Origin of the sequence: Spirosoma oryzae (assembly GCF_003002825.1) — a bacterium.
Taxonomy (GTDB): Bacteria; Bacteroidota; Bacteroidia; order Cytophagales; family Spirosomataceae; genus Spirosoma; species Spirosoma oryzae.
Map to the genome: position 1 here is coordinate 58209 of NZ_PVTE01000014.1, position 22429 is coordinate 80637.

Consider the following 22429-nt stretch of genomic DNA (forward strand, 5'->3'; position numbering starts at 1 on the left):
CGTATTCAGTTTTCGGTATACGGTCCCATACGAGACAGGCTGAAAACCGTATACCGAAAACTGAATACCGAAAGTTACATCTTCTCCAGTACGCGCTCCATCGACACTTCCTGCCCGATGCGTGCTTTGAGTTCGCTGATGGGAATGCGGATTTGCTCGGTGGTGTCGCGGTACCGGATGGTTACGGTATCGTCTTCCAGCGTTTGGTAATCGACGGCAATACAGAACGGCGTACCGATCAGGTCCTGCCGGGTGTAGCGTTTGCCGATGGCATCCCGCTCTTCATAGATCACCCGGAATTCCGACCGCAGGCTCTTCACGATCTGTTCGGCTTTCTCGGGCAGACCGTCCTTCCGTACTAGCGGGAATACAGCGGCTTTGACCGGTGCCAGTGCCGGGTGCAGCTTCAGGTAGGTACGCTCCTTCTTCTCGTCGCCTTCGCCGACAGTCTCGCGGGTAAAGGCATTACAGAACGTTGCCAGGAACAGCCGGTCAGCACCGACCGACGTTTCCACGACGTACGGAACGTAGTTGCCGTAAGGCTTACCCGTTGCCGGATCAACTTCATTGTCGAAGTATTGCTGCTTTTTCCGGCTCAGCTCCTGGTGCGCTTTCAGGTCGAAGTCCGTCCGCGAGTGAATACCTTCCATTTCGCGGAAGCCAAATGGAAATTTGTATTCGATATCGACGGCAGCGTTGGCGTAGTGCGCCAGCTTTTCGTGGATATGAAATTTTAGCTTTTCAGCGGGCAGGCCAATTGCCTGGTGGAATTTCATCCGCGTGTCCCGCCACTGCTCGTACCAGCTCATTTCCGTGCCGGGCCGTACGAAAAACTGCATCTCCATCTGTTCGAATTCGCGCATGCGGAACGTGAACTGACGGGCTACGATCTCATTCCGGAACGCTTTCCCGATCTGCGCAATACCGAACGGCACTTTCATCCGCCCGGTTTTCTGCACGTTCAGGAAGTTGACAAAGATACCCTGCGCCGTTTCGGGCCGGAGGTAGATCAGACTGGCGTCTTCGGCCAGCGACCCTACCTGCGTCGAAAACATCAGGTTGAACTGCCGTACCTCGGTCCAGTTATCGGTACCCGAAACCGGATCTTTGATCCCTTCGGCGATAATCAGGTTGCGAACGCCGTCCAGATCGTTTTCGCCCAGCAAACGGCCCATTTCCTGTAGTAGCGCACTGCTGCGCGCTTCGTCGCCCGCGTTGGCGTACTCTTCGGCTTTTAACTCAAGCAACTGATCGGCGCGATACCGCTTTTTGGAATCGCGGTTATCGATCATCGGATCGTTGAATGAATCGACGTGGCCCGACGCTTTCCAGGTCAGCGGGTGCATGAAAATCGACGCATCGATACCGACCACGTTGTCGTGGAGTTGCGTCATGGCTTTCCACCACAGCGTTTTCAGGTTGTTCTTCAGTTCAACCCCGTTCTGACCGTAGTCGTACACGGCCTGTAGCCCATCGTAGATTTCGGAAGACGGAAATACGAAGCCGTATTCCTTAGCGTGGGCAATTATATCCTGCAAGGATGCCGCCGGCGTTTCGGCGGGCGCGTTTTGTGTAGTGCTCATACGTAACCGCAAAAGTACAATAACCAATCACAAGGCCGTATACCCACCCGCTTTTTCGCCGATAACCGCCTGTACGACCCTTTCCCCGGCAAACCGTGATCTGGACCGTCTAGCAACATAATCTCGAAACTAGTGGTCGGTTCGCTACAATATTTTTGTTGCGAAACCGACTATGTCCGTATGAGCCGCTCTTTTGACGACTTTGATTACCCGTGAATGCAATCCCGCTGACATATACCCAGTTGATGCCGCCAATGGATGACCCAGACGCAGGTGGCTGGCAGGCGCAGAACGACCAGATTCAGGAAACGGTCCGGCGCGAACGCGGTCGCCTGCTCGACTTTATCCGTCGTCGCCTGCCCGATGCCGAAGCCGCCGAAGACGTACTCCAGGACGTTTTCTATGAATTGACAGAAGCGTACCGACTGACGCGCCCCATCGGACGGGCAGCCGCGTGGCTTTTTGCGGTGGCCCGTAACAAAATTGCCGACTGGTACCGCAGACCCAAGGCTTTTTCGCTCAACGCACCACGCGCGAACGATACTTTTTCTGACGATGACGTACCGATGCTCATGGATTTCATCGGCGACGATGATTCGCCCGAAACAGAGTTGTTTCGCGAAGCATTTCTGGATGCGCTGACGGCCGCCCTCGGCGAGTTACCTGCCGAGCAGCGAGACGTGTTCTGGCGGCACGAAATGGATGGTCAATCGTTCAACGCGATGTCGGCTGAACTGGGTGTTCCGGTCAATACGTTACTATCGCGAAAACGGTATGCGGTGCTGCACCTGCGCGAACGGTTGCAGGATTTGTATGACGACCTGACCGATTGACTGTTCACTCCATTTTTATTACGTAACGCACCTGTCACTGCGCGCATGAAACGCTCTCGAATTGGCAAAATCGTTGGATCTGTTGTATTTGCCGTCGTTTTTATCGGACTGATGGGGTACGTCGTGATGCGCCTGTGGAATGCCACCCTGCCGCTCATCATCCAGGGCGTATCGGCCATCACATTCTGGCAGGCGCTGGCCCTGCTGCTACTGTCACGACTCCTGTTCGGCGGTTTCCGTGGCCCCTGGAATAAACCCGGCTTCGGCGGGTTTAACCGGGACCAATGGAAAAACCGAATGGCGGAACGCTGGCAGCAACTTAGCCCCGAGCAGCGCGAACGAATGCGGCAACGCTGGGGCAGACGCTGCGGCAGCGATGACGAAGCCCGCCCGGACGACTCCACGAAAGACGTATCTTGATCAGGTTTTACTGGCTCCGCTTACGACCCAGCACAACCATACTTTTCCATAAATAGGGGAGACGCCCAACGCCATGAAACTCAATCGGGTCGAAGCCCGTATCGGCAAACAGCTGTCGAAGCGATTGTTTACTGAAGAACTTAACGTGTCCGCCGTACCAGAGTGGCGCGTGGTGTTCGTCCCATTTGTCAAACACAGCCAGCATCAGGTTTTTCCAGTAGCCGTGATAGGGCGTCGTCACGAGTAAGTATCCGCCCTCCTTCAATACGCCTGACGCGTAGGTAAACAACTGATGCGGGTTGTACAGATGCTCCACCACTTCCGTCGACACGACCAGGTCAAACTTGGCTTCGGTTTTCAGCAGTAACGCGGGATCATCCTGTACACCAAACGTATAGAACGGTAACTGGGGGTAGGCTTGGCGGGCAATCGCGATGCCAACTTCGTCATAATCCGTTCCGACAACATCGTACCCAGCCCGGTTCAGATCAGCGCACAGGATGCCGTTTCCCGCACCCATGTCCAGAATACGACTGGGTTTGAGTGCACCGATACACTCCATTACCTTCGGCGTTACGTAATTGCAGGAATGGGGCGCTTCCGCATTCGTCCAATCGTATACCGTTCGTGTCTCATCAATTTGTATAGTAGAATCAGTCAAGGTATTTGTACGTTTCTCAACGTATTTTTGTGGGTGAATAGCTGCTGACAACGAAATCGTAATCAGCGTAAAACGTGGCCGTGACCAGCGTAAATGTATAGTATAAATCGGGTTTTTCTTTTGCGATAACCGCGTATTTCGCGCCCTTCCCTTTTGACCGTATACGCATTGAGGGCGACAGGCAGGGAGGAGATACGTACTGAAGTTCATCCGTTACCGATACGCTGTTTGTTTGCCGCTAGCGTACTCTTTTCAACGACAAACCCGTGTTTATCTACGGCCGGAACCGTATCTTACCAGTCAATTTACGACTGTCATGGCTATTTTATCAATTCTCTCGCCACTTGGTCCGGTCCGCATTACAGGCGATGAAACGGGTGTCTCGGCAATCACCTGCACTGACGAACCCGTCCCGGAACAAACGACCACGGAAGCCCCACTCCCACTCCGGCAAGCGGCCGAACAACTAACGGCGTATTTTGCCGGCACCCGACAGACCTTCGACTTCCCGATCAATCCGACCGGTACGCCGTTTCAGCAGCGCGTTTGGCAGGCTCTGCGCGATGTTCCCTTCAGCACGACGGAATCGTACCTGACCTTGAGCCGCCGACTCGGCGACGAAAAGGCGATTCGGGCGGTAGCGGCCGCCAATGGTAAGAATCCGCTTTGGGTCGTCGTACCCTGCCACCGCATTATCGGCTCCGACGGATCGCTGACAGGTTACGCCGGCGGGCTCTGGCGCAAACGCTGGCTACTCGAACACGAAGGTGCCCTCCCCGACCAGAAAAAAGGCCAGATGAGCCTGTTTTAAACTGTATCGGATACGCTATCAGACCGTTTTGAGTTTTGCTCGACCGAATAGTTGATATAAGCTCGTTTGTATACCACTATTCGCCGACAGAAGTTAACTCTTTAGTCATCTAACGTATTGTTATATAGCCATGAAGAGACAATCATTGATAGTTGCGGTTCTTTTGGGAGGTAGTCTGTTGGGCGGATGTCATTCTGGTGATAAGTTGACTGCCGAAGACAACTTGTCGCTGGTATCCCCAACGGGTGTTCGTATCGCTAATTCGTTAAAAGATCTTGAGAAAGCGGATGTTTTGACGAACAAGCATGATGGTAAGATTACTATTACCAAGATCACATACGGTTGGGAGCCAAATGGACCACTGGAAGACAAGGCTTGGGCCGAAAAGAACGGATCGACTATCACGCGCGCAAACGTACATTATAGAACGTCAAAAGGCGCAGATGGTATTTACTGGATAGAGATAGTTTCTCAGAAACCCAAGTCTATTTAACCACGCATGCAACTAAGGCCATTTCAAGCCTTATACCGAGTGCTGTTATCCTGCCAAACAAATCGCATCGATTTGGTCGAAATAACCCAAATAGATAATCATGGCTCACTCATCAGCTTCACCACTAAGCATCGATTACCTAAACAGCGCAAAAAAGCAATTCGCCTATTATAAATTGTTGGGCGAGCAAACGATTAATCAATTACCTGACGAAGCGCTGTTTTGGCAGTACAACGCAGAAAGCAATAGCATTTCGCTCATCGTAAAGCATCTATGGGGAAACATGCTCTCGCGGTGGACTGACTTTCTGACGACAGATGGTGAGAAAGACTGGCGAAATCGGGATAGTGAGTTTGAGGATGACAGTCGGACTAGGGCAGAATTGATGGATCGATGGCATGCAGGCTGGGATTGCCTGCTATCGACGCTGGATAGTCTGCAAGGAGAAGACCTGCAAAAGGAGATTTTTATCCGCAATATGGGGCATTCGGTCGTGGAAGCGATCAACCGGCAGTTGGCTCACTACCCGTATCATGTTGGCCAGATTGTCTTCATTGGCAAAATGGCTCTCGACTCCGATTGGACAAGCTTGTCGATTCCTCGCGGCAACTCGAAGAACTACAATGCGAACAAGTTCGCGCAACCCAAACGGAAGGAGCATTTTACGGACGAGTTGCTTCGTTGATTGCGTCGCGCTAATTACTATGGAGGCCAACACGAGGGTCTATTGAATCAACAAATCGTCTTCTCAAGGAGATCTGTCAAAATCTCAATTTCCACCGACGTTCGGTCGTGGCAGACGGGCTTAGTTTTGGGGCATTACTAAACTCGTTTCGACTCATGAATTATCGGCCAATGCTAGGTCAGCTTTATCAGGATTTCAACGACCGTTGTATCGATGCTATTCTGGCTCATCTGCATCCCGCCGTAGCCTGGCCCAACGGTTGGGAAGGTGGTTACGTCACCGGGCATGATGATGTCCGCGCGTACTGGGTCCGCCAGTGGCAGCAAATCAGCCCCAAAGTCGAACCCATTTCGTTTGACACAAGACCCGACGGTCAAATCGCTATTCGGGTCCATCAGATCATCCACGACGTAGCCGGTCAATTACTGAGCGACGACACACTCACCCATGTGTACAGCGTTGCGGACGAAAAAGTACGGACGATGACTATCGAACGGTAACTAACTGTCGAAAACGCCGTTTTTCGTATAAGTCGTTCGTGAAGCCACTCGTACCAACACCGTTTTCACATGCCACCTGAAGTCATTCGCCACCTTAGTCAGGACCCGGTTCTGGCCGCGATTATTGAGCAAACACCAGCCCCCCAGCCCGCTTTTACGGAATGGGCAAACGACCTCTATCTGGCGCTGCTCGAAAGTATCGTGTCGCAACAGATCTCCGTTAAAGCCGCCGACGCTATTTTTCGCCGGTTCCGGGCGCTGTTTGCCGATCACTATCCGCACGCGGCACAACTGCTGAAGTTGACAACCGAAGAGATGCGCGGGGCCGGATTATCAGGACAGAAAATAGACTACCTGCGTAGTGTGGCCACGTTCGTCAGTGCACACTCACTTGATCGGGCGTATATCGATACGCTGACGGATGAGGAAATCGTGCAGTACCTGCTGCCAATTCGGGGGGTCGGGCGGTGGACGGTGGAAATGCTGCTCCTGTTCGTACTCGACCGGCCTGACGTGTTTCCCATCGACGATCTGGTTATTCGCCAGCGCATGATGCGGGCTTATCCCGATCAAACCACCGGCCTGACTGGTCGTGCGCTTTATAAGGTGCTTCATCAGATTGCCGACGCGTGGCGTCCCTATCGCAGCACAGCCAGCCGGTATTTGTGGCAATGGAAGCCCGATGCTGTACCGGCGGCTTAGCCGGTTAAATGTGCCGGATGGTAATGTCGACTTTCGACTTGACGCTGATTAGTACCTGAATACCGTTCGGGCGGACGACCATTCGTTGTGGAACGAGCCGGAATGCCTTGATATCCAGATCGGTATTTTTACCGGGCCCACCTTTTTCAAAGGCGGTGTGGATCTTGTCGGGCAGTTGCGCGATTTCGCTGCCCAGCGGTACGACGGTAACCGCCTGCAACGTATCGCGCAATGAGTCGTGCAATAGCCAGTCGGCTGTTTTCATCAGCGTTTCACGCGTCTGTACGTCGAAGTTCAGGTTCTGAACCGTCAGTGTATTTGTCAAGGTATCATACTGTGGCTTTCCCCGGAAGTAGAGTGTTCCGTTCACAACACCACCTACATTAGTCTTTAGAATCAGCGACTTACCCCCGCCCGACATGACAGCGTCTTTTATTGTCAGCGTTTTACCCGACAGGCTGATTTTATCGTTTTTAATAGTTTCCGAAAGCACCCGGTTAATGTCTGTATAGGATACAAAAGCCAGCACGTGCAGGCTCGATTCGCCAGCCAGCGAGTCCCGGCGCATCAACCGGGGCAGGGGTTCCAGTTCAGTCAATGCCGGCTCCGCCCCGACTTTGGTATCGACGCGAAACGCAATGCGGATTGGAACGACGATGGCCCTGGCGTTGCCCCGCACCGGTGCCGTCGCAACGCTGAATGGTTTTGGTACCAGCCACAGTTCCGCCGGTTTCTTGCTGATGCGCAGCGGCTTCTGCATATCCGCCCATATCCGCTGCACTTCTTTGTTCAGCTGAAGTTCGTTGCGAACGGCCTTGTCGATAGCCGCTTCAATATCAGCCCGGCGCTTCTGAAGAATCTTATCGGCGAGCTTCGTTACGTTGATCTTGATACCCAGCATTTGCACCGTCGGCTTCTGTATCCAGCGGTAGTCTTTGAGGTGCGAGCGGGTGGTAAGCCGCCAGTTTTCCCCCACGGCCAGGGGCGACGCGAAATTAACGGCCAGTGCACAGAGCGTACGGCTTCTCCGTTTCTTTGTCAGCGCAATAGGATTGCTGTAGAGTACCCGCAGTGGAGCCGAAAAGAAAACCTGTTGCGCATCGTAATGAATCTTAACGGGGCCAGTCCGTTCGACGCGCAGTCGCCATGCCTCGCCCTTCTTTCCTTCGAAGGCATCTTCCTTGACCAGAACCGGGTCGAGTGCGCTGTTGATTTTCCGTTCCAGTTCAGCAACCGGAAAGGTAATCTGACCGGCCAGGTAGGAAATGGGGTCAGGGATGGCAGGCTCATACGCCTGCGCTACGGGCAAGTCAGGCTTAACACGCTGACAACCAGCGAGTGCAAAAAGAAAGAGAACGCAATATGTATAAAAACGACTCATCGGTCACGCGTTTACTATCCGTGTAAACAGGACCCGGCCGTGAAATGTTAGGATACCCGGTTTTGGTTGCCTTTTTCCAGTATCCTTACCGCTTGTGCGCGGCTATCTATCGCGCAGCCGCATCCTTTTCCGCAGCCTGCCTTCTTGACAAAAAAGCTGCTGTACAATCGGCGTCCCATGTAGATCAGGGCGGCAACAAAAACGAGTCCAATGATAAGTTCCTGCATGCCCGTTCAACAGCGTTTTACAGCCAGCCGTTCCGTAGCGCCAGTTGGTAAGCGTGCTGGAAGTGATGTTCGCCATGCCAGTTATACAGCCCCGTCATCGCTGCCAGCGTAAACGACTGCTGCATACCGGGATGGTAGTACGTCCGCTGTAATTCATCCCCCGACAGCTTGTGCAGCATCGTCACCCAGCGCTGATGCAAGGCCGTCAGCAGGTGAAGCGACGGCGCAATGGGCAACGACGAGTCGGGTAGCTCGGCCCAAAGCGCTTCGTCGTACGGTTTGATTGTCGGATTCGCTTCTGTCAGCGTTAGCTTGGTCCGTTGATAGGCGTTGATATGGCTATCAGCGATGTGGTGAATCAATTGCCGAACAGTCCAGCCGCCGGGGCGATATGGCGTGTCAAGCTGCTCGTCGGACCAGTTTTGTACCAGGTCAGCCAGTTTCAACGGTAAAGCCGCGATGGCAACAATGTTTTGCTGTACCTGTTCGGCGTCGGGCTCGGTAGCCATATCATACTGCCCGATTGGATAACGCAGCGGGTCGGGATCGGTGGTGAATTTCATAGTCGGTTTACAGTTTTTGGTTCACGGTTTACAGTGCCCGGCCAGGCAGACGCGTCAGTTGTCGAGCTGTTGAACTACCGAAAACTGTAAACCGTAAACTGTATAGTTAAGTCCAGTATTGCTGCACGACGGCCATCAGCTCGGTGTGAACCGGCCCACCGGCCAGCACGTCGCCCCGGAATAGAAATTCGTTACCGCCAGCAAAGTCAGTGACGACGCCACCCGCTTCGCGCACGAGCAGTACCCCGGCAGCCATGTCCCACGAGTTCAGGTTGTATTCATAAAACGCTTCGAACCGGCCGCAGGCTACGTAGGCCAGATCGATAGCCGCCGAACCCATCCGGCGCAGGCCGTGCGTCTGCTGCATCAGCGATTCCAGAATGTGCAGGTATGGCTGCATCTGATCGAACTGGTAGTACGGAAAACCCGTGGCAATCAGGCTTTCGCCCAGCGTTGCCGCCGACGATACCTGCATGCGGGTGCGCGTTCCCTTGTGCGTCAGCCAGGCACCCCCACCCTGCCAGCCCGCGAAACATTCGTCGCGGTTCGGGTCGTAGATAACGCCCGCAATGGGGGTGTTGCCCTGCGCGAGACCGATACTGACGGAGAAGACAGGCAGGCCGTGGATGAAATTAGCCGTTCCGTCGAGCGGGTCGATAATCCAGTTCAGCGCCGTCGGGTCGGCCTCCTGACCGGTGGTGCCCTCTTCGGTGATGAAGCCCGCTTCCGGCAGCAGTTGGCTTAGCCGTTCCACCAGTTGTTTTTCGGTTTCCTTGTCGACGTACGACACCAGGTTATTCAGTCCTTTGTACTCGATGGCATCGGACTGAAAGTGGCTTCGTTCCTGCAACAAAAAGGCACCAGCGTCCATGGCAATGGCGCTGATCTGTTCGGTAATCTGAGATAGGTTGTACTGCACGAAAGAATGGTTTTAAACACAGAGGCGGCACAAAGAACACAAAGGTTTCGACTCACTACTATTCTTTGTGCCTCTGTGTTGATCTTAATTTACATCATCTTCGACGTCTGGAATCAATTCGATATCGGCGTATATGTCGTTGATCGGCAGTTCACAATTCAGGCGAGGCAACACCAGTATATCGTTTGGATGCTCATAGATGGTATTTATCCATTCGTCCGTCTCTTCGATACGACTGAACAGTTCGACCGTCATGGTATACTGATCAATCAGCATGTAATACCATAACGATGGCATCCGCCGGTAGCGCAGCCACTTAAACCCCCGATCGTGCGAAGCGGTCGACTTCGACAGTACTTCGATCAAAAGCCGGGGTTGCCGCACGACGGTGTTGTCGCCCCGCAGATCGAATGGATGACAGGTTACTACGACATCCGGGTACGGCATGTAAACGCCCTGCATCACATCAACCTTTATATTCTCGGAGAAGATGCCACAGCGGTTTAGTGACGGTTGCCCTTCTAACATATTAGACACGCGCCGAATCAGCCGGTTGTGGTTGACGGTGCCGCCAGCCATTGCATACACCTGACCGTTGTAAAACTCGTGACGAATTTCGCTTTTTTCTTCCCGGATTAAATAGTCCTCAACCGTCATAGCTTTAGTATATGATTCGGGGCTCTGCATAGTAGTATACGGTGGATAGTTAGCCGGTAAAACTACAGAAATACGTAGCCGATGCAACACAGCCGTTTGACAAAAGGCCAGTAGCTGACAGTAAACCGGCTTTTTGCTTGTTGTCTAGTACATTCTGAGCGACCTTTACTCTATGATTATCGATCTGCGCAGCGACACTGTTACTCAACCTACGCCCGCCATGCGCGAGGCTATGTTTACCGCTCCTCTGGGCGATGATGTATTGGGCGACGACCCAACGGTCAACGCACTGGAAGCAAAAGTTGCCGCCCTGTTCGGCATGGAAGCGGCCCTGTTTTGCGCCAGTGGGACGATGACGAATCAGTTGGCTATTCGGACCCACTGTCGCCCCGGCGACGACGTCATTTGCGACTATCTGTCGCACGTGTATCAGTATGAAGGGGGCGGTATTTCGGTCAATGCGCTGGCTTCAGCGAGCCTGCCACAGGGGGAACGTGGTAAACTGACGCCCGCCCTGATCCGGGAACATATCTACTCCCCTGCCGACCCGCACAAACCCCTGTCGCGGCTGGTCGTCCTGGAAAATACGGTCAACAAAGGCGGAGGGTGCTACTACACCATTCCGGAGATTGCCGCAATCCGGCAGGTCTGCGACGAACACGGGCTGATTCTTCACCTCGATGGAGCCCGCCTATTCAACGCATTGATCGAAACGGGCGATCCTACCCATGCCTATGGTCAGTTGTTCGATTCGATCAGCATTTGCCTGTCGAAAGGATTAGGATGCCCGGTGGGGTCGATGCTGCTCGGTACAGCCGCTGTGATTCAACAGGCCCGCCGGTACCGGAAGTTAATGGGTGGAGGCTGGCGACAGGCTGGTTTTCTGGCGGCCGCCGGTATTTACGCCCTCGATCACCATATCGAACGACTCAAACTCGACCATGCCCGCGCCCGCCAGATCGGAACGATGCTGGAACATCTGCCGGAGGTCGAGGCCATTCTGCCGATCGATACCAACATCGTCATCTTCCAGCTTCCCAACACGATACTGGCCACTGACTACGTCAGTTCGCTGGGCGACAAAGGCATCAAGGCCGTGTCGTTCGGCAAACACCTGGTCCGGTTCGTGACGCACCTCGACTTCACCGACGACATGCTAACCGAGTTGGGCCACCGCCTTCGCCCGGCCTGATACAGGTACGAAGCTGGTACGAGACGATCGACCTGTCATCTGACAACGCAAATACAGAAAAGCACAAAGCCCTGACTCTAAGAGCCGGGGCTTTGTTGTATACGACGCCGTGGCCAGTTAACCACTACGCTTTTCTGGTACGGAGAAAATGTAGCCCGTACGCGTGGTAACCCACCAAAGCCGAGGTTTCGCAAAACCCTTCAAATCGTTCGTGCTGATAAACGCCCCCTCTGACATCCTGTATCCAGTCGAATAAGGCGTAGCAGTAGCCGGCAAAACAACCCGCAGCAGCCACTAAAACGAGTACGACAACGGTTGAATACCTCATGACATCTGTGAATTTAACGGCCCGGTACTACTCTGACGAGCAGTTGATCCGACCCAAATGTAGGCAATATCGCACGACCAGGCCGGCGAACTGGTGTTACTTATCGAATGGAGTCTCGCTCGGATCAGGCGCTGTATGTACGCTTTCTTTCGCCCGGACAAGCACTTGTTTTGCGGCTTCGTATTTGTCGCCGTAAACCGCTACCACCTTTTGCTCAAACAACGTCAGCAGCTTGTCGACCGTAAACTCCTGAACATCGACAGTTAGAAAATTCTGCGTTTTGGGTAACTCAGAACGGTAGGGTTCTACCAGGTCGATACGGTACTGGTTTGTGCGTGGATTATAACTGATATCAGCTACAAATTCGAGACCGAGGGCCAGCGCGGCTTGCGATAATTCGGGAGACATACATAGCTTATCTAGCGACCTACTTCCATATGCAATAACTGTGCGCTTCGGTGAGCGCATCTGTCTTTTTCTCGTCGATCGGCTACCCGTGCGTTACATTTTCGGCGTAAGCTGCACCAACAGACTTGTTCATACAGACTCACAAACCACGTACAGTCAGTTACTTACCGCTCTGCAACTGCCTTAATTAGTTTCTGACGATCTGGCAGTTTCGGGTGCTTGCTGGAACGGATCAAAACCAGCCCGTTGTTATACGAGCAAGGCACAAAGCCTGACCAACTAATCAGGCCAATTACCGTAAGGCAGCTACCCAACAAATCAACCGGCTCGTTTATAGACAGTTTGTAACAATCATGCACATACAGGTAAGGACTTTACAGAAAGACGACTATCAGGACCTCAAAGAAGCGATGGTCGAAGTGTATAGCGTCATCGGCGGTGACTACTGGGAAAAAAGCAAAATCAATAAGTTGCTCAACATATTCCCGGAAGGTCAATTCTGCGTAGAAGTCGATGGTCGGGTGGTCGCCTGTGCGCTGGCGATCCGGGTGCGGTACAGCGACTTCGGCGACACCCATACCTACAGCGAAATCACGGGGGGCTACACCTTCAAAACCCACAACGACGAAGGGGATTACATGTACGGCATCGAGGTGTTTGTGCACCCCGACTACCGCGACCTGCGGCTGGGACGGCGGCTGTACGATGCCCGCAAAGAACTCTGCGAACAGCTGAACCTGAAAGGTATCGTTGCCGGTGGACGAATCCCGAACTACAACAAGTACTCCGACGATCTGAGTCCTCGCGAGTACATCGCCAAGGTGAAGCAAAAGGAGATTTACGACCCGACGCTTACCTTTCAACTCTCGAACGACTTCCACGTCCGGAAGGTGCTACGCGGTTATCTGCCCGGCGACACGGAGTCGAAGGAATACGCGACGCTGCTGGAATGGATCAACATCTATTACGTCGACGAAAAAGACAAGAAGCCGCATACCGACTCGATTATCCGGCTGGGCGTTATTCAATGGCAGATGCGGCTGTTCAAAAATCTCGACGCGTTTATGGATCAGGTCGAGTTTTTTGCCAACGCGGTCAGCGACTACCGGGCCGACTTTATGGTGCTGCCGGAATTCTTCAACACCCCGTTGATGGCAGAATTCAACGACCTGCCCGAACCGGTTGCCATTCGCCGGCTGGCCGACTATACAGTACCGGTTCGCGATCGGCTGTGTGAACTGGCTATTTCATACAATGTGAACATCGTGGGCGGGTCGATGCCGCTGCTCGATGACGGTAAATTATACAACGTGGCTTACCTCTACCGGCGCGACGGTTCGTACGAAGAATACCGGAAGATTCACATCACCCCCAACGAAGTGAAACACTACGGCATGGTCGGCGGCAATGAGATTCGCGCCTTCGATACGGACTGTGGCAAAGTCGGCATGGTCATCTGTTACGACGTCGAGTTTCCGGAACTGGGTCGGATTCTGGCACAGCAGGGTATTCAGATTCTGTTTGTTCCCTTCCTCACCGATACGCAGAACGGCTATTCCCGCGTGCGTCACTGCGCGCAGGCCCGCGCCATCGAGAATGAGTGTTATGTTGCGATTGCGGGCTGCGTTGGCAACCTGCCGAAAGTGCACAACATGGACATTAATTTCGCGCAGTCGGCGGTGTTTACCCCGTCGGACTTTCAGTTTCCGACGAATGCGGTCAAGGCCGAAGCTACGCCCAACACGGAAATGGTGCTGATTGCCGACGTCGACCTGAGTCTGTTGAAAGAACTGCACGAACACGGTTCGGTTCAGGTACTGAAAGACCGGCGAACGGATCTGTACGACGTCAAAATCAAAAAGACGGCCCGCAAAGCGGCCGAGCGCAAGGCTGACCCGGAAAACAGCCCCGAGCAGGTCGCTCCGTTGATCGTGGTTGCCAATTGACAGTCGTAGGGCACCAGGCAGCAAAGGCTACTACCGGATCGGTAGTAGCCTTTGCTATAATTACTCAGTGACCAGCGCGGGGATAGCCACCCATTTATGAGGTAAGGTCCATATCCCGTTCAGGATAGTTAATGTCTCTTTAACATCGCATCCGGACCAACGGCCGTACTTTGATCGTATAATTACCTAACCAGCCCCGCCCATGATGTCGATATCGCTAAAACGGTCACTTATCCGAACGCCAACGTCGGCCTACGGTAGAAAAACGGCCCGGCCTGTTTATCACAGCGTCAAATCAACTACTTTTTATCTATTCCTCTCCTGCCTGTTTAGCCCACGTCCGGCTGGCGAAGACGAAGATTATTTTTAATTGACTATCGCTTACGGCAATGCCGGCCTGAGCTGTGTACAACTTAGTTTGGGAATGACCAGCGCTGACGACGAACGGATCGACAGCTTCGTCATAACCTCCTCCGGAAAGAAAATACCGGTCATCACGCCAAGGCCGTCATCAGCGATCAGCTCAACCGAAGCCACGTCGACCAGCAGGCTCAGCGACAGTGTCTTGCTCGTCGACAAACGGGGCGCAGTGCTGCGTCGGGCAAAGCTTTTCTCGAAGGAAACGTTACCTGATTTTCGGCGGTCGATGTAGTACACGTTACTGGCTTTGTCGTACCCGATCAGCAGTTCATTGCCCGCACTGTTCGACAGGATCAGTTCGACGTCGGCCGGAGCGGGCGCAGTCATGGTCAACGTGTAGGTTGTCGCTTTCCCACCCAGCCGAGCCGTCAGGTCCTGCGGTTTATCGGTCAGCTTCAGATTCGTTAGCGTCGCCGTTTTGCCGTTCAGGCTACTCAGCTCCTTCACCGGCACCGACGTCAGATACAACTCGTTATCAGCCATTTGCAAGCCTAGCTCACGGGGCACCGTCATCGTACTGCGCCAGCCCTCTGTCGGTACCGCATTGGCGTAATCCCAGTTGCTCATCCAGCCCATCAGGATGGTTCGGTTCCCGGTATTGGCAAACGTTACACCGGCGTAGTTGTCGGGACCATAATCCATCCAGCGCGTTTTAGTCGTCAGGGGTTTGAACGTATGCCCGTCGAAATCACCCAGAAAGTACTGCGTGGCCGAGCCACCGTTGGGCCCACCGGGGTTGATACTGCTCAGCAGCGTCCAGACGGTCTTGCCGTTATGGTTCAGTGGGAACAGGTCCGGGCATTCCCAAACGCCACCGTGCGCGCCCAGCGTCTCGCCGAACTCGCTCTCCTTTGTCCAGTTTTTCAGGTTAGATGACGAATAAAACGTAATCCGGTCCTTCGTCGCCAGCGTCATAATCCAGCGTTTCGTCGGTGCAAACCACCGCACTTTAGGATCGCGAAAGTCGACAATGCCGGGATTGGGCAGCACCGGATTGCCTGCGTACTTCGTCCAGGTTTTACCGGCATCGAGACTGTACGCAATACTCTGGTACTGAAACTTGTCGGATTTTGCCTTTTCCAGCGTCTGGTTGTGCTGCGTAAAAATGGCGACGAGCGGCACCTGTCCGTTCTTGCCGAATCCACTGGTATTGTCGGTATCGACGACTACGCTACCGGAGAAAATCAGGCCCAGACTGTCGGGATAAAGCGCAATGGGCTGTTCCTGCCAGTGTACCATGTCTTTACTCGTCGTGTGCCCCCAATGCATCGGTCCCCAGGTCGTACCGTTTGGGTAGTACTGGAAAAACAGGTGATACGTACCCTGGTAGTAGACCATTCCATTGGGGTCGTTCATCCAGTGCGCTTTGGGAGAGAAGTGAAACTGTTCCCGGTACGGCTCCCGGCTCGGTTGCGCAGACGCGGCATACGTCAGGGCAAACAGCGCGATAGTTGTGACGATTCGTTTATACATCATAGTCGTTATACACTGAAAGGCAGCCCCCAAGGCTGCCTTTCTAATGGTGTAAATCAACGAAAAACCGGCCAATTTCGCTAGCAAAGCGTCCCTGAGCCCGTACAACTACTCCACTCCCGGCGTTGGTACAGGCGCTGCAGCCGTTTCGCCATTGGTCCGCTTTTCTCCGCTTGGCCGCCGGCGTTTCTTCCGACGCTTCGGTTTGTCGGCCGTTGCACCCTCTGCTCCCGCAGACTGTACACTACCCGCATCAACAGCGCCATTCTCGGCCGCTATCGGTGCCTGTTCTGCCGTAGGCGCGGTACTATTTCCCTTCCGCCGTCGCCGACGGTCGTTACGCGATGGCCGCTTTTTTTCCGATGGTGCTTCGCCTTCCACACCTTCTGCCACCGGTACCGATTCAGCCGGTGCCGGTTGGTTTTCGCGCGGTGGCCGACTACGGTCGTTGCTGCGGCTCCGGTTGTCGGGTCGCCCACCGTTACCCCGGCCTGAGCCACCTTTACCACGCAGGCCGCTAAACCGTTTCGGGTCGTACACGGGCGATTTACCCATGCCCAGCTCTTCGGTGATGGACTGCTTGTCGAGGTCGCGCTCGATTAGTTTCTCGATCGCGACAATGCGGTTCTGATCCTGATCGCTGATAAACGTGATGGCGGTACCGGTAGTCGCTGCCCGCGCCGTCCGGCCGATACGGTGTACGTAATCTTCGGCATCGCGGGGCGTATCGTAGTTCACCACGTGCGTCAGGTTGTCGATATCGATACCGCGTGAGAGCACATCGGTCGCGACCAGAATAGGGAACGCCTTGTTTTTAAAATCGCGCAGCACAACTTCACGGGCATCCTGTTCAAGATCGGAACTGATGCCCCGTGCTTCGTAGCCCAGCTTGCTCAGCGTTCGAACGATACTGTTCACTTCCGACTTACGCGACGTAAACAGCACCATGCTATTCACGGGCTTGGGACTGGTCTTGATCAGATGCGCCAGCAACGGCAGCTTCTGGTTGTCGTAGGCCAGGTAGAACTGCTGATCGATACCAGCCGCCGGCTTCGACACGGCCAACCGGATTTCCTCAGGCTCGGTCAGGATGCGGCTGGCGAACGTGCGAATCTTGTTCGGCATGGTCGCCGAAAACAGCAGGGTCTGCCGTTTAGCCGGGATCTTGTCGACAATGTTGAGAATGTCATCGGAGAAGCCCATGTCGAGCATCTTGTCGGCTTCGTCCAGGACGAGGTAGTCGATCTTATCGAACTTGACGTAGCCGAGCTGCATGTGTGCGATCAGCCGGCCGGGGGTCGCGATGATGATGTCGGCACCCGTTTCGAGCGCCTTCCGCTGCTTGTCCCAGTCATCGCCTTTACCACCGCCGTAGATAGCAATGCTGTTGGCCTGTACGAAGTAGCCAAATCCTTCTACCTGCTCGTCGATCTGCTTGGCCAGTTCACGCGTCGGCACCAGAATCAGCGTACTGGTGTGGTCGTGGTCGGCATGCGAAATCTTGTCGAGCAACGGAATGAGGTAGGCGGCTGTTTTGCCGGTTCCGGTCTGGGCACTGGCGATCAGGTCTTTTCCCTCCAGAATACGGGGGATGGCCATTTCCTGAATGGGCGTTGCCTTCAGGTAGTTCATGGCGTCCACGCCAGCCAACAGGTCGTCGTGGAGATTGAATTCGGAAAATGTCAAGAGTTCAGCTACTTGATGTGATACAACGCTGACCTTGTTTCCCTGGTCAGCCCACCGTCGCTACGACGGTTCGATTGATTTATGCCAAATATAGCAAAAAGGGAGCAGAATTGCCAGCCTTTTGTCCCGTTTAGTAACCGGCACTTCCCGTCCGTTCACTAAAAAAGCGCCCCCGCTACCAGTGCGGTAACGGGGGCGCTTTTTTGGTCCTGAACTGTGATTTGTCTGATTTACTGATTCCGTTGATTTAACTAATCATAGTCTATCAGCAGAATCAAACGAATCACAGTTCAAAACCAATTTACTTGCCCATGTTCAGCTCGCGCTCTTCGTAGGCAAGGCCGTATTGCTTCAACACCTCGTCGGGAACGCCGTCCCACTGGTTGGGTGTGTTACCTACGTAGCCGATGTCTTTGATACCCATCTGGCTACTGAAGAAGCCGCTGGCCGTCAGGTTGCGCATCATGCTAAAGAACGTGGCTCCCTGCGTCATGTCCGGCTTTGCGATGGCCGGGTAGGCGATCTGCTCGACCATGTCGATCTGCTGCGTTTTGGTGCACTGCACAAACGGTTTCCCGTAGCGCTTGGTGCAGGTGTTGTCGAGCCACCGGATGCCGCCCCGCATGGGTGTCTGGTTGCGGGGCTGGTCTTTCATCATAAACTCGATGAAGGCCGGTACACCCGCCTGCGACGCACTACCCGACTTCGCATCGGCCGGAATGATAATGTCCGACAGCACAGTGACGGTTTGTAGTTCGTGGGGGGTAAAGAATTTCTCGGCGTTCAGGGCCGCATCACGCACGGCTTCAAATTTCTGCCGCCCGCCGGGTATCTTGAGGGGCTTAACGTCGGGGGGTGCGGGAACGGCCGCTTCCGTGGGGTTGACAGCAAAGCCAAATGCTGTCACGGGTATGCCTTTGAGCAGGTCTCTGCGTTTCATATTTTTACTGTTCGTGGTTTGTAGTTTGTGGTTCGTAGTTTACCAAGTTTGGCTCTTCGACACCAACAGTCGTATTGTATTTCAAACCTCTGTGTTCTGTTCGCTTCAGATAATGTATAAATGCAACTATCATTTTCGTAACTACATCCACCTGTTGATACAGCTCATCAAATTGGTGTTGGTCAAGATGATTACGGTCAAGGCTACGGTATAGCTGTGACTTCATTTCATCATTTGATCCTAGCGAATAGCCTAAGAACTGAATAAATTCGGTTCGGCTTCCGCGCCCAAATCCTTCAGCAATATTATCCATCACTGAACCACTGGACCTACTTATCTGATTTCGTAGTTCATAGTCGCTGGAAAGACTTGTCGTCTTTGTGAGAACGTAAATGTGTTTGGCAACAGCGCGCGCCTGCTGCCAGACTTTCAGGTCTTCAAATCGTTGAATTGTTGCCATTTACGCACTAACCACAAACTACGAACAACAAACTACAAACTGTAATTAAACTTTCTTCTTTGCCAAATCCGCGATGTACTCCGACGTGCGCATCGAACTGGCCAGAATCGTCCAGGTAACGTTTTTATCGCCCTGCGAGGGGAACGGAGCCGCGTCGACGATGAACAGGTTTTTCACGTCGTGCGCCTGCTGGTAGCCGTTCAGCACCGAGTTTTTCGGGTCTTTCCCCATACGCGCCGTACCGACCTCGTGAATGATTTTGCCGGGTGCTTCCAGTCCGTAGTTCGTCTCGGCACCGGGCTTGTTGCCCAGGGCAATACCACCGGCCGCGTGGATAATCTCTTCGAACGTATCCTGCATGTGCTTCGCCTGCTTGATCTCGTAGTCCGACCATTTGTAGTTGAAGCGCAGCACCGGGATACCGTATTTGTCGACCACGTTGGGATCGATTTCGCAGTAGTTACTTTCGAGCGGTACCGGCTCACCCCGACCGGCCATACCGATGTAGGCACCGTAGAACCGGCGGTAGTCGTCTTTCAGGCTGGCACCGTAGCCACCACCCGGCTTTTTCGAGCCATCACGGGCGGCCAGCATGCCGTTCATCGCTTCGATACCCCAGCCGAAACCGTAGGCCGGCATACCCATGCCACCCCAGTATTCGATGTGGTACCCACGCGGGAAATCCAGTTTCTTGTTGTCGAGCCACCAGGGCGTGAAGACGTGCATACCACCGACACCGTCTTCGTTGTACCGCTTCCGGTCCATCAGCGCCGGGATAAAGGCCGACCGGCTGGCACCGGTGGAGTCGTTGATGTACTTACCGACCACGCCACTACTATTGGCCAATCCGTTGGGGAACCGACCCGATTTCGAGTTGAGCAGCAGCCGCGCCGTTTCACCCGCACTAGCCGCCAGCACCACCGTTTTCGCCTTGATCGTCACCTCCTGCAACGTCTGCGTATCGACGTAACTCACGCCCGTACACAGGCCCGACGCCGGATCGGTCAGCACTTCGCGGACCATGGCTCCATTGATAAGCGTAACGTTACCCGTTTTCATGGCTGGCTTCACCAGTACCGACGACGACGAGAAATCGGCATAGGCCTGACACGCCCGCCCACACTGACTACAGTAAAAACACTGGCCACGCTCGTCGTTGATGGGCTTGGTCAGAATCGATAGCCGGGACGGGATAACGGGAATACCGATACTACGGGCACCTTTGCGAATCATCAGCTCGTGCAGACGCGGCTTGGGTGGGGGCAGGAAAAAGCCATCGGGCTCCGACGGCATGTTTTCTACCGACCCGAACACCCCGATCAACTTATCGACGCGGTCGTAGAATGGTTTGAGGTCGTCGTAACCGATTGGCCAGTCTTCGCCGATACCGGTCATGGTTTTACGCCGGAAATCATCGGGAGCAAAGCGGAGCGAAATACGGCCCCAGTGGTTCGTACGACCACCCAGCATCCGCGACCGGAACCAGTGAAACTCAGTGCCTTTGGCGGTCGTGTACGGTTCACCTTCAATGTCCCAGCCACCCCAGGCGGCATCGAAATCACCGAACGGGCGGGTCGTACTGGCACCGCGCCGGGGCGATTCCCACGGCCATTTTAATTGGGTAATGTACTTTGGGTCGGCAGGGTCGAAATAACCACCGGCTTCGAGCAGCACGACTTTTGCCCCTGATTTGGCAAGCGAGTAGGCGGCCATACCCCCACCGGCTCCCGAACCAACGATGGCTACATCGTATTCTACCGGGGCTTTTTTGATCTGAAAGGGATCCATACAACTAGTTGAGATTAGAAATAGACAGCAGGCTGTCGAAACAGCACGACTAAAATAAAGGTCGGCGGCCAATTACGGGCGCACCGACCTCTGACTTCTATGAGTACAAGCCAAATTTACCCTCGACATACTCATTATTTACCCAAAACGACCCTATTTTGATCAAAGTATGTATACCTGACAATTAGGTAGCCTGGTAGTTATGTAGCCTGAACGCCCACGTCCGGGTGGCCGTCAGGCCAATTGATTCAGGCGGCAGCTTTTTAGGCCGCTTTGCGTCCACCCGGACCTGGAGGTCCAGGCTACACACCGGCTAGGCTACACAGCTACCAGCTGTCCAGGCCCAGCAGCCGACGGCCTAGTGGGGACAGTTCGGCGGTTGCGTAGCGCGACTGCTCCCAGCCACGCGGATCGCCGGGAAACGCGTAGCCTTCGGGCGCGATCCGGTCACGCCACGACCGAATCCGCCATTGCCGTAACTCCTCGTTTGTTTCTTCAGCCGGCATCATCGAAACGTATTGCGCCAGCCGGACCTTTCCGGTCGATCGATTGGGCCGGATACCGTGGGGAAGCGTACTGTTGAAGATCAACAGATCACCCGCGTTCATTTTCACTTTGACCAGCTTGTCCTCAAAGTCCGAAATGTCAGGGCGGAACCGGTTGCGGTCGGCGGGTTGCGTCAGCTTCCAGGTATCGTAGGTGCGGTACAGTTCGGGAATGCACTGAAAGCCACCCATGTTTTCATCGGTCTGATCGGCCAGTGCCAGCACGCCCTGCACGTTCTGCGGACGCGTTTCGGGGTCGTAGTCCCAGTGAATAAAGCCTTTGAACGTGTCCTGTGGACGGAGCGGCAGGTTCAGATTCGCCCGGTCGATGGTGACCCACAGCTTCTCCGTTCCCCAGATGTCGACGAACGCGTCGTACACCCGTTGTGTCTGCCGGTTGGCCCATTCGTACGGGTGGTTGTACAGTTCGACCATCCCACTACCGACCAGCTCTTTCATCTGCATTTCGGCGCGGGGTGGCGCATACCAGGTCGATGGATCGTTGGGCTCTTTCTCTTCAAACTCCCACAGCAGATCGGCCAGTTGCTGCGCCTGTTCGCGCGGCACCGCGTTGGAAATGACGATATAGCCATTTTCCACCCAGAACTGCCAGTCGGCCTCCGACAGCACGCGCAATGGCATTCCGTTGGAACGATCGTTCAGTTTGAGGTGACTACTCTTGGCCGTCGACGGGTTGCCGGGAATATCTTTATGTGCGTTGTTGGGTACCATCGTCGGGGCCATCGTCTGCTGTGGTTCAGGGATCATCGTAGTAGTATTTTGTGAATTAATACCACAAAATTCAGCG

23 protein-coding genes are annotated in these 22429 nt (G+C 54.2%); 9 read left to right on the plus strand and 14 right to left on the minus strand.

Annotated features, from left to right (window positions below):
• Positions 1–74 precede the first annotated feature (74 nt).
• Positions 75–1583: a glycine--tRNA ligase gene (locus tag CLV58_RS16755; protein ID WP_106138982.1), complete on the minus strand. Its 1509-nt coding sequence runs from the start codon at positions 1581–1583 to the stop codon at positions 75–77.
• 212 nt (positions 1584–1795) lie between these two features.
• On the opposite strand from CLV58_RS16755, the gene CLV58_RS16760 reads away from it, so the two are divergent.
• On the plus strand, positions 1796–2416 hold the full coding sequence (locus CLV58_RS16760; protein WP_245882362.1) for an RNA polymerase sigma factor: 621 nt from the start codon (positions 1796–1798) through the stop codon (positions 2414–2416).
• Between the two features lie 45 nt (positions 2417–2461).
• Positions 2462–2836, plus strand: a complete 375-nt coding sequence (locus tag CLV58_RS16765) for a hypothetical protein (RefSeq protein WP_106138984.1) — start codon at positions 2462–2464, stop codon at positions 2834–2836.
• A gap of 7 nt (positions 2837–2843) precedes the next feature.
• Here the strand turns inward: CLV58_RS16765 and CLV58_RS16770 are convergent, their stop codons facing one another.
• Positions 2844–3497 (minus strand): class I SAM-dependent methyltransferase, encoded by a 654-nt coding sequence (locus tag CLV58_RS16770; RefSeq protein WP_211300870.1) that lies wholly within the window; start codon positions 3495–3497, stop codon positions 2844–2846.
• 316 nt (positions 3498–3813) lie between these two features.
• Here CLV58_RS16770 and CLV58_RS16775 point away from each other — a divergent pair, with 316 nt between their 5' ends.
• The 5 genes from CLV58_RS16775 to CLV58_RS16795 all read left to right on the plus strand — a co-directional run bounded on the left by CLV58_RS16775 (position 3814) and on the right by CLV58_RS16795 (position 6688).
• Positions 3814–4308 (plus strand): methylated-DNA--[protein]-cysteine S-methyltransferase, encoded by a 495-nt coding sequence (locus CLV58_RS16775; protein WP_106138986.1) that lies wholly within the window; start codon positions 3814–3816, stop codon positions 4306–4308.
• Between the two features lie 130 nt (positions 4309–4438).
• On the plus strand, positions 4439–4801 hold the full coding sequence (locus CLV58_RS16780) for a hypothetical protein (RefSeq protein WP_106138987.1): 363 nt from the start codon (positions 4439–4441) through the stop codon (positions 4799–4801).
• A gap of 100 nt (positions 4802–4901) precedes the next feature.
• Positions 4902–5486, plus strand: a complete 585-nt coding sequence (locus CLV58_RS16785; protein WP_106138988.1) for a DUF1572 family protein — start codon at positions 4902–4904, stop codon at positions 5484–5486.
• Between the two features lie 155 nt (positions 5487–5641).
• Positions 5642–5986: a nuclear transport factor 2 family protein gene (locus tag CLV58_RS16790; protein WP_106138989.1), complete on the plus strand. Its 345-nt coding sequence runs from the start codon at positions 5642–5644 to the stop codon at positions 5984–5986.
• Between the two features lie 69 nt (positions 5987–6055).
• Complete coding sequence (locus CLV58_RS16795; protein ID WP_106138990.1) at positions 6056–6688, plus strand: DNA-3-methyladenine glycosylase family protein; 633 nt, start codon at positions 6056–6058, stop codon at positions 6686–6688.
• A gap of 4 nt (positions 6689–6692) precedes the next feature.
• Here CLV58_RS16795 and CLV58_RS16800 read toward each other — a convergent pair whose 3' ends face one another.
• From CLV58_RS16800 to CLV58_RS16820, 5 genes are all read right to left on the minus strand, one after another.
• Positions 6693–8069: a DUF4403 family protein gene (locus CLV58_RS16800; RefSeq protein ID WP_106138991.1), complete on the minus strand. Its 1377-nt coding sequence runs from the start codon at positions 8067–8069 to the stop codon at positions 6693–6695.
• Between the two features lie 47 nt (positions 8070–8116).
• Entirely contained in the window at positions 8117–8296 is a 180-nt protein-coding gene (locus tag CLV58_RS16805) for a FeoB-associated Cys-rich membrane protein (protein WP_106138992.1), read from the minus strand.
• A gap of 17 nt (positions 8297–8313) precedes the next feature.
• Positions 8314–8859, minus strand: coding sequence for a YfiT family bacillithiol transferase (locus tag CLV58_RS16810; RefSeq protein ID WP_106138993.1), 546 nt, complete (start codon positions 8857–8859; stop codon positions 8314–8316).
• 106 nt (positions 8860–8965) lie between these two features.
• Positions 8966–9778: an inositol monophosphatase family protein gene (locus CLV58_RS16815; protein ID WP_106138994.1), complete on the minus strand. Its 813-nt coding sequence runs from the start codon at positions 9776–9778 to the stop codon at positions 8966–8968.
• Between the two features lie 84 nt (positions 9779–9862).
• Complete coding sequence (locus CLV58_RS16820; RefSeq protein ID WP_170108724.1) at positions 9863–10435, minus strand: Uma2 family endonuclease; 573 nt, start codon at positions 10433–10435, stop codon at positions 9863–9865.
• Between the two features lie 172 nt (positions 10436–10607).
• Between CLV58_RS16820 and CLV58_RS16825 the strand changes: the two genes are divergently transcribed.
• On the plus strand, positions 10608–11627 hold the full coding sequence (locus CLV58_RS16825) for a threonine aldolase family protein (protein ID WP_106138996.1): 1020 nt from the start codon (positions 10608–10610) through the stop codon (positions 11625–11627).
• A gap of 424 nt (positions 11628–12051) precedes the next feature.
• Here CLV58_RS16825 and CLV58_RS16830 read toward each other — a convergent pair whose 3' ends face one another.
• Positions 12052–12363 (minus strand): hypothetical protein, encoded by a 312-nt coding sequence (locus CLV58_RS16830; RefSeq protein ID WP_106138997.1) that lies wholly within the window; start codon positions 12361–12363, stop codon positions 12052–12054.
• Between the two features lie 353 nt (positions 12364–12716).
• Here CLV58_RS16830 and CLV58_RS16835 point away from each other — a divergent pair, with 353 nt between their 5' ends.
• Complete coding sequence (locus CLV58_RS16835; protein ID WP_106138998.1) at positions 12717–14309, plus strand: bifunctional GNAT family N-acetyltransferase/carbon-nitrogen hydrolase family protein; 1593 nt, start codon at positions 12717–12719, stop codon at positions 14307–14309.
• A gap of 381 nt (positions 14310–14690) precedes the next feature.
• On the opposite strand, the gene CLV58_RS16840 is transcribed toward CLV58_RS16835, so the two are convergent.
• The 6 genes from CLV58_RS16840 to CLV58_RS16865 all read right to left on the minus strand — a co-directional run bounded on the left by CLV58_RS16840 (position 14691) and on the right by CLV58_RS16865 (position 22389).
• A complete protein-coding gene (locus tag CLV58_RS16840; protein WP_106139071.1) occupies positions 14691–16202 on the minus strand; it encodes a glycoside hydrolase family 32 protein in 1512 nt (503 codons plus the stop codon).
• A gap of 108 nt (positions 16203–16310) precedes the next feature.
• Complete coding sequence (locus CLV58_RS16845; protein WP_106139072.1) at positions 16311–17834, minus strand: DEAD/DEAH box helicase; 1524 nt, start codon at positions 17832–17834, stop codon at positions 16311–16313.
• Between the two features lie 355 nt (positions 17835–18189).
• Positions 18190–18828, minus strand: a complete 639-nt coding sequence (locus CLV58_RS16850; protein WP_106138999.1) for a gluconate 2-dehydrogenase subunit 3 family protein — start codon at positions 18826–18828, stop codon at positions 18190–18192.
• Between the two features lie 4 nt (positions 18829–18832).
• Entirely contained in the window at positions 18833–19288 is a 456-nt protein-coding gene (locus CLV58_RS16855) for a four helix bundle protein (RefSeq protein WP_106139000.1), read from the minus strand.
• 45 nt (positions 19289–19333) lie between these two features.
• Positions 19334–21076 (minus strand): GMC family oxidoreductase, encoded by a 1743-nt coding sequence (locus tag CLV58_RS16860; RefSeq protein WP_106139001.1) that lies wholly within the window; start codon positions 21074–21076, stop codon positions 19334–19336.
• A 326-nt stretch (positions 21077–21402) separates the two neighbouring features.
• Positions 21403–22389, minus strand: coding sequence for a phytanoyl-CoA dioxygenase family protein (locus tag CLV58_RS16865; RefSeq protein ID WP_106139002.1), 987 nt, complete (start codon positions 22387–22389; stop codon positions 21403–21405).
• Positions 22390–22429: the final 40 nt, after the last annotated feature.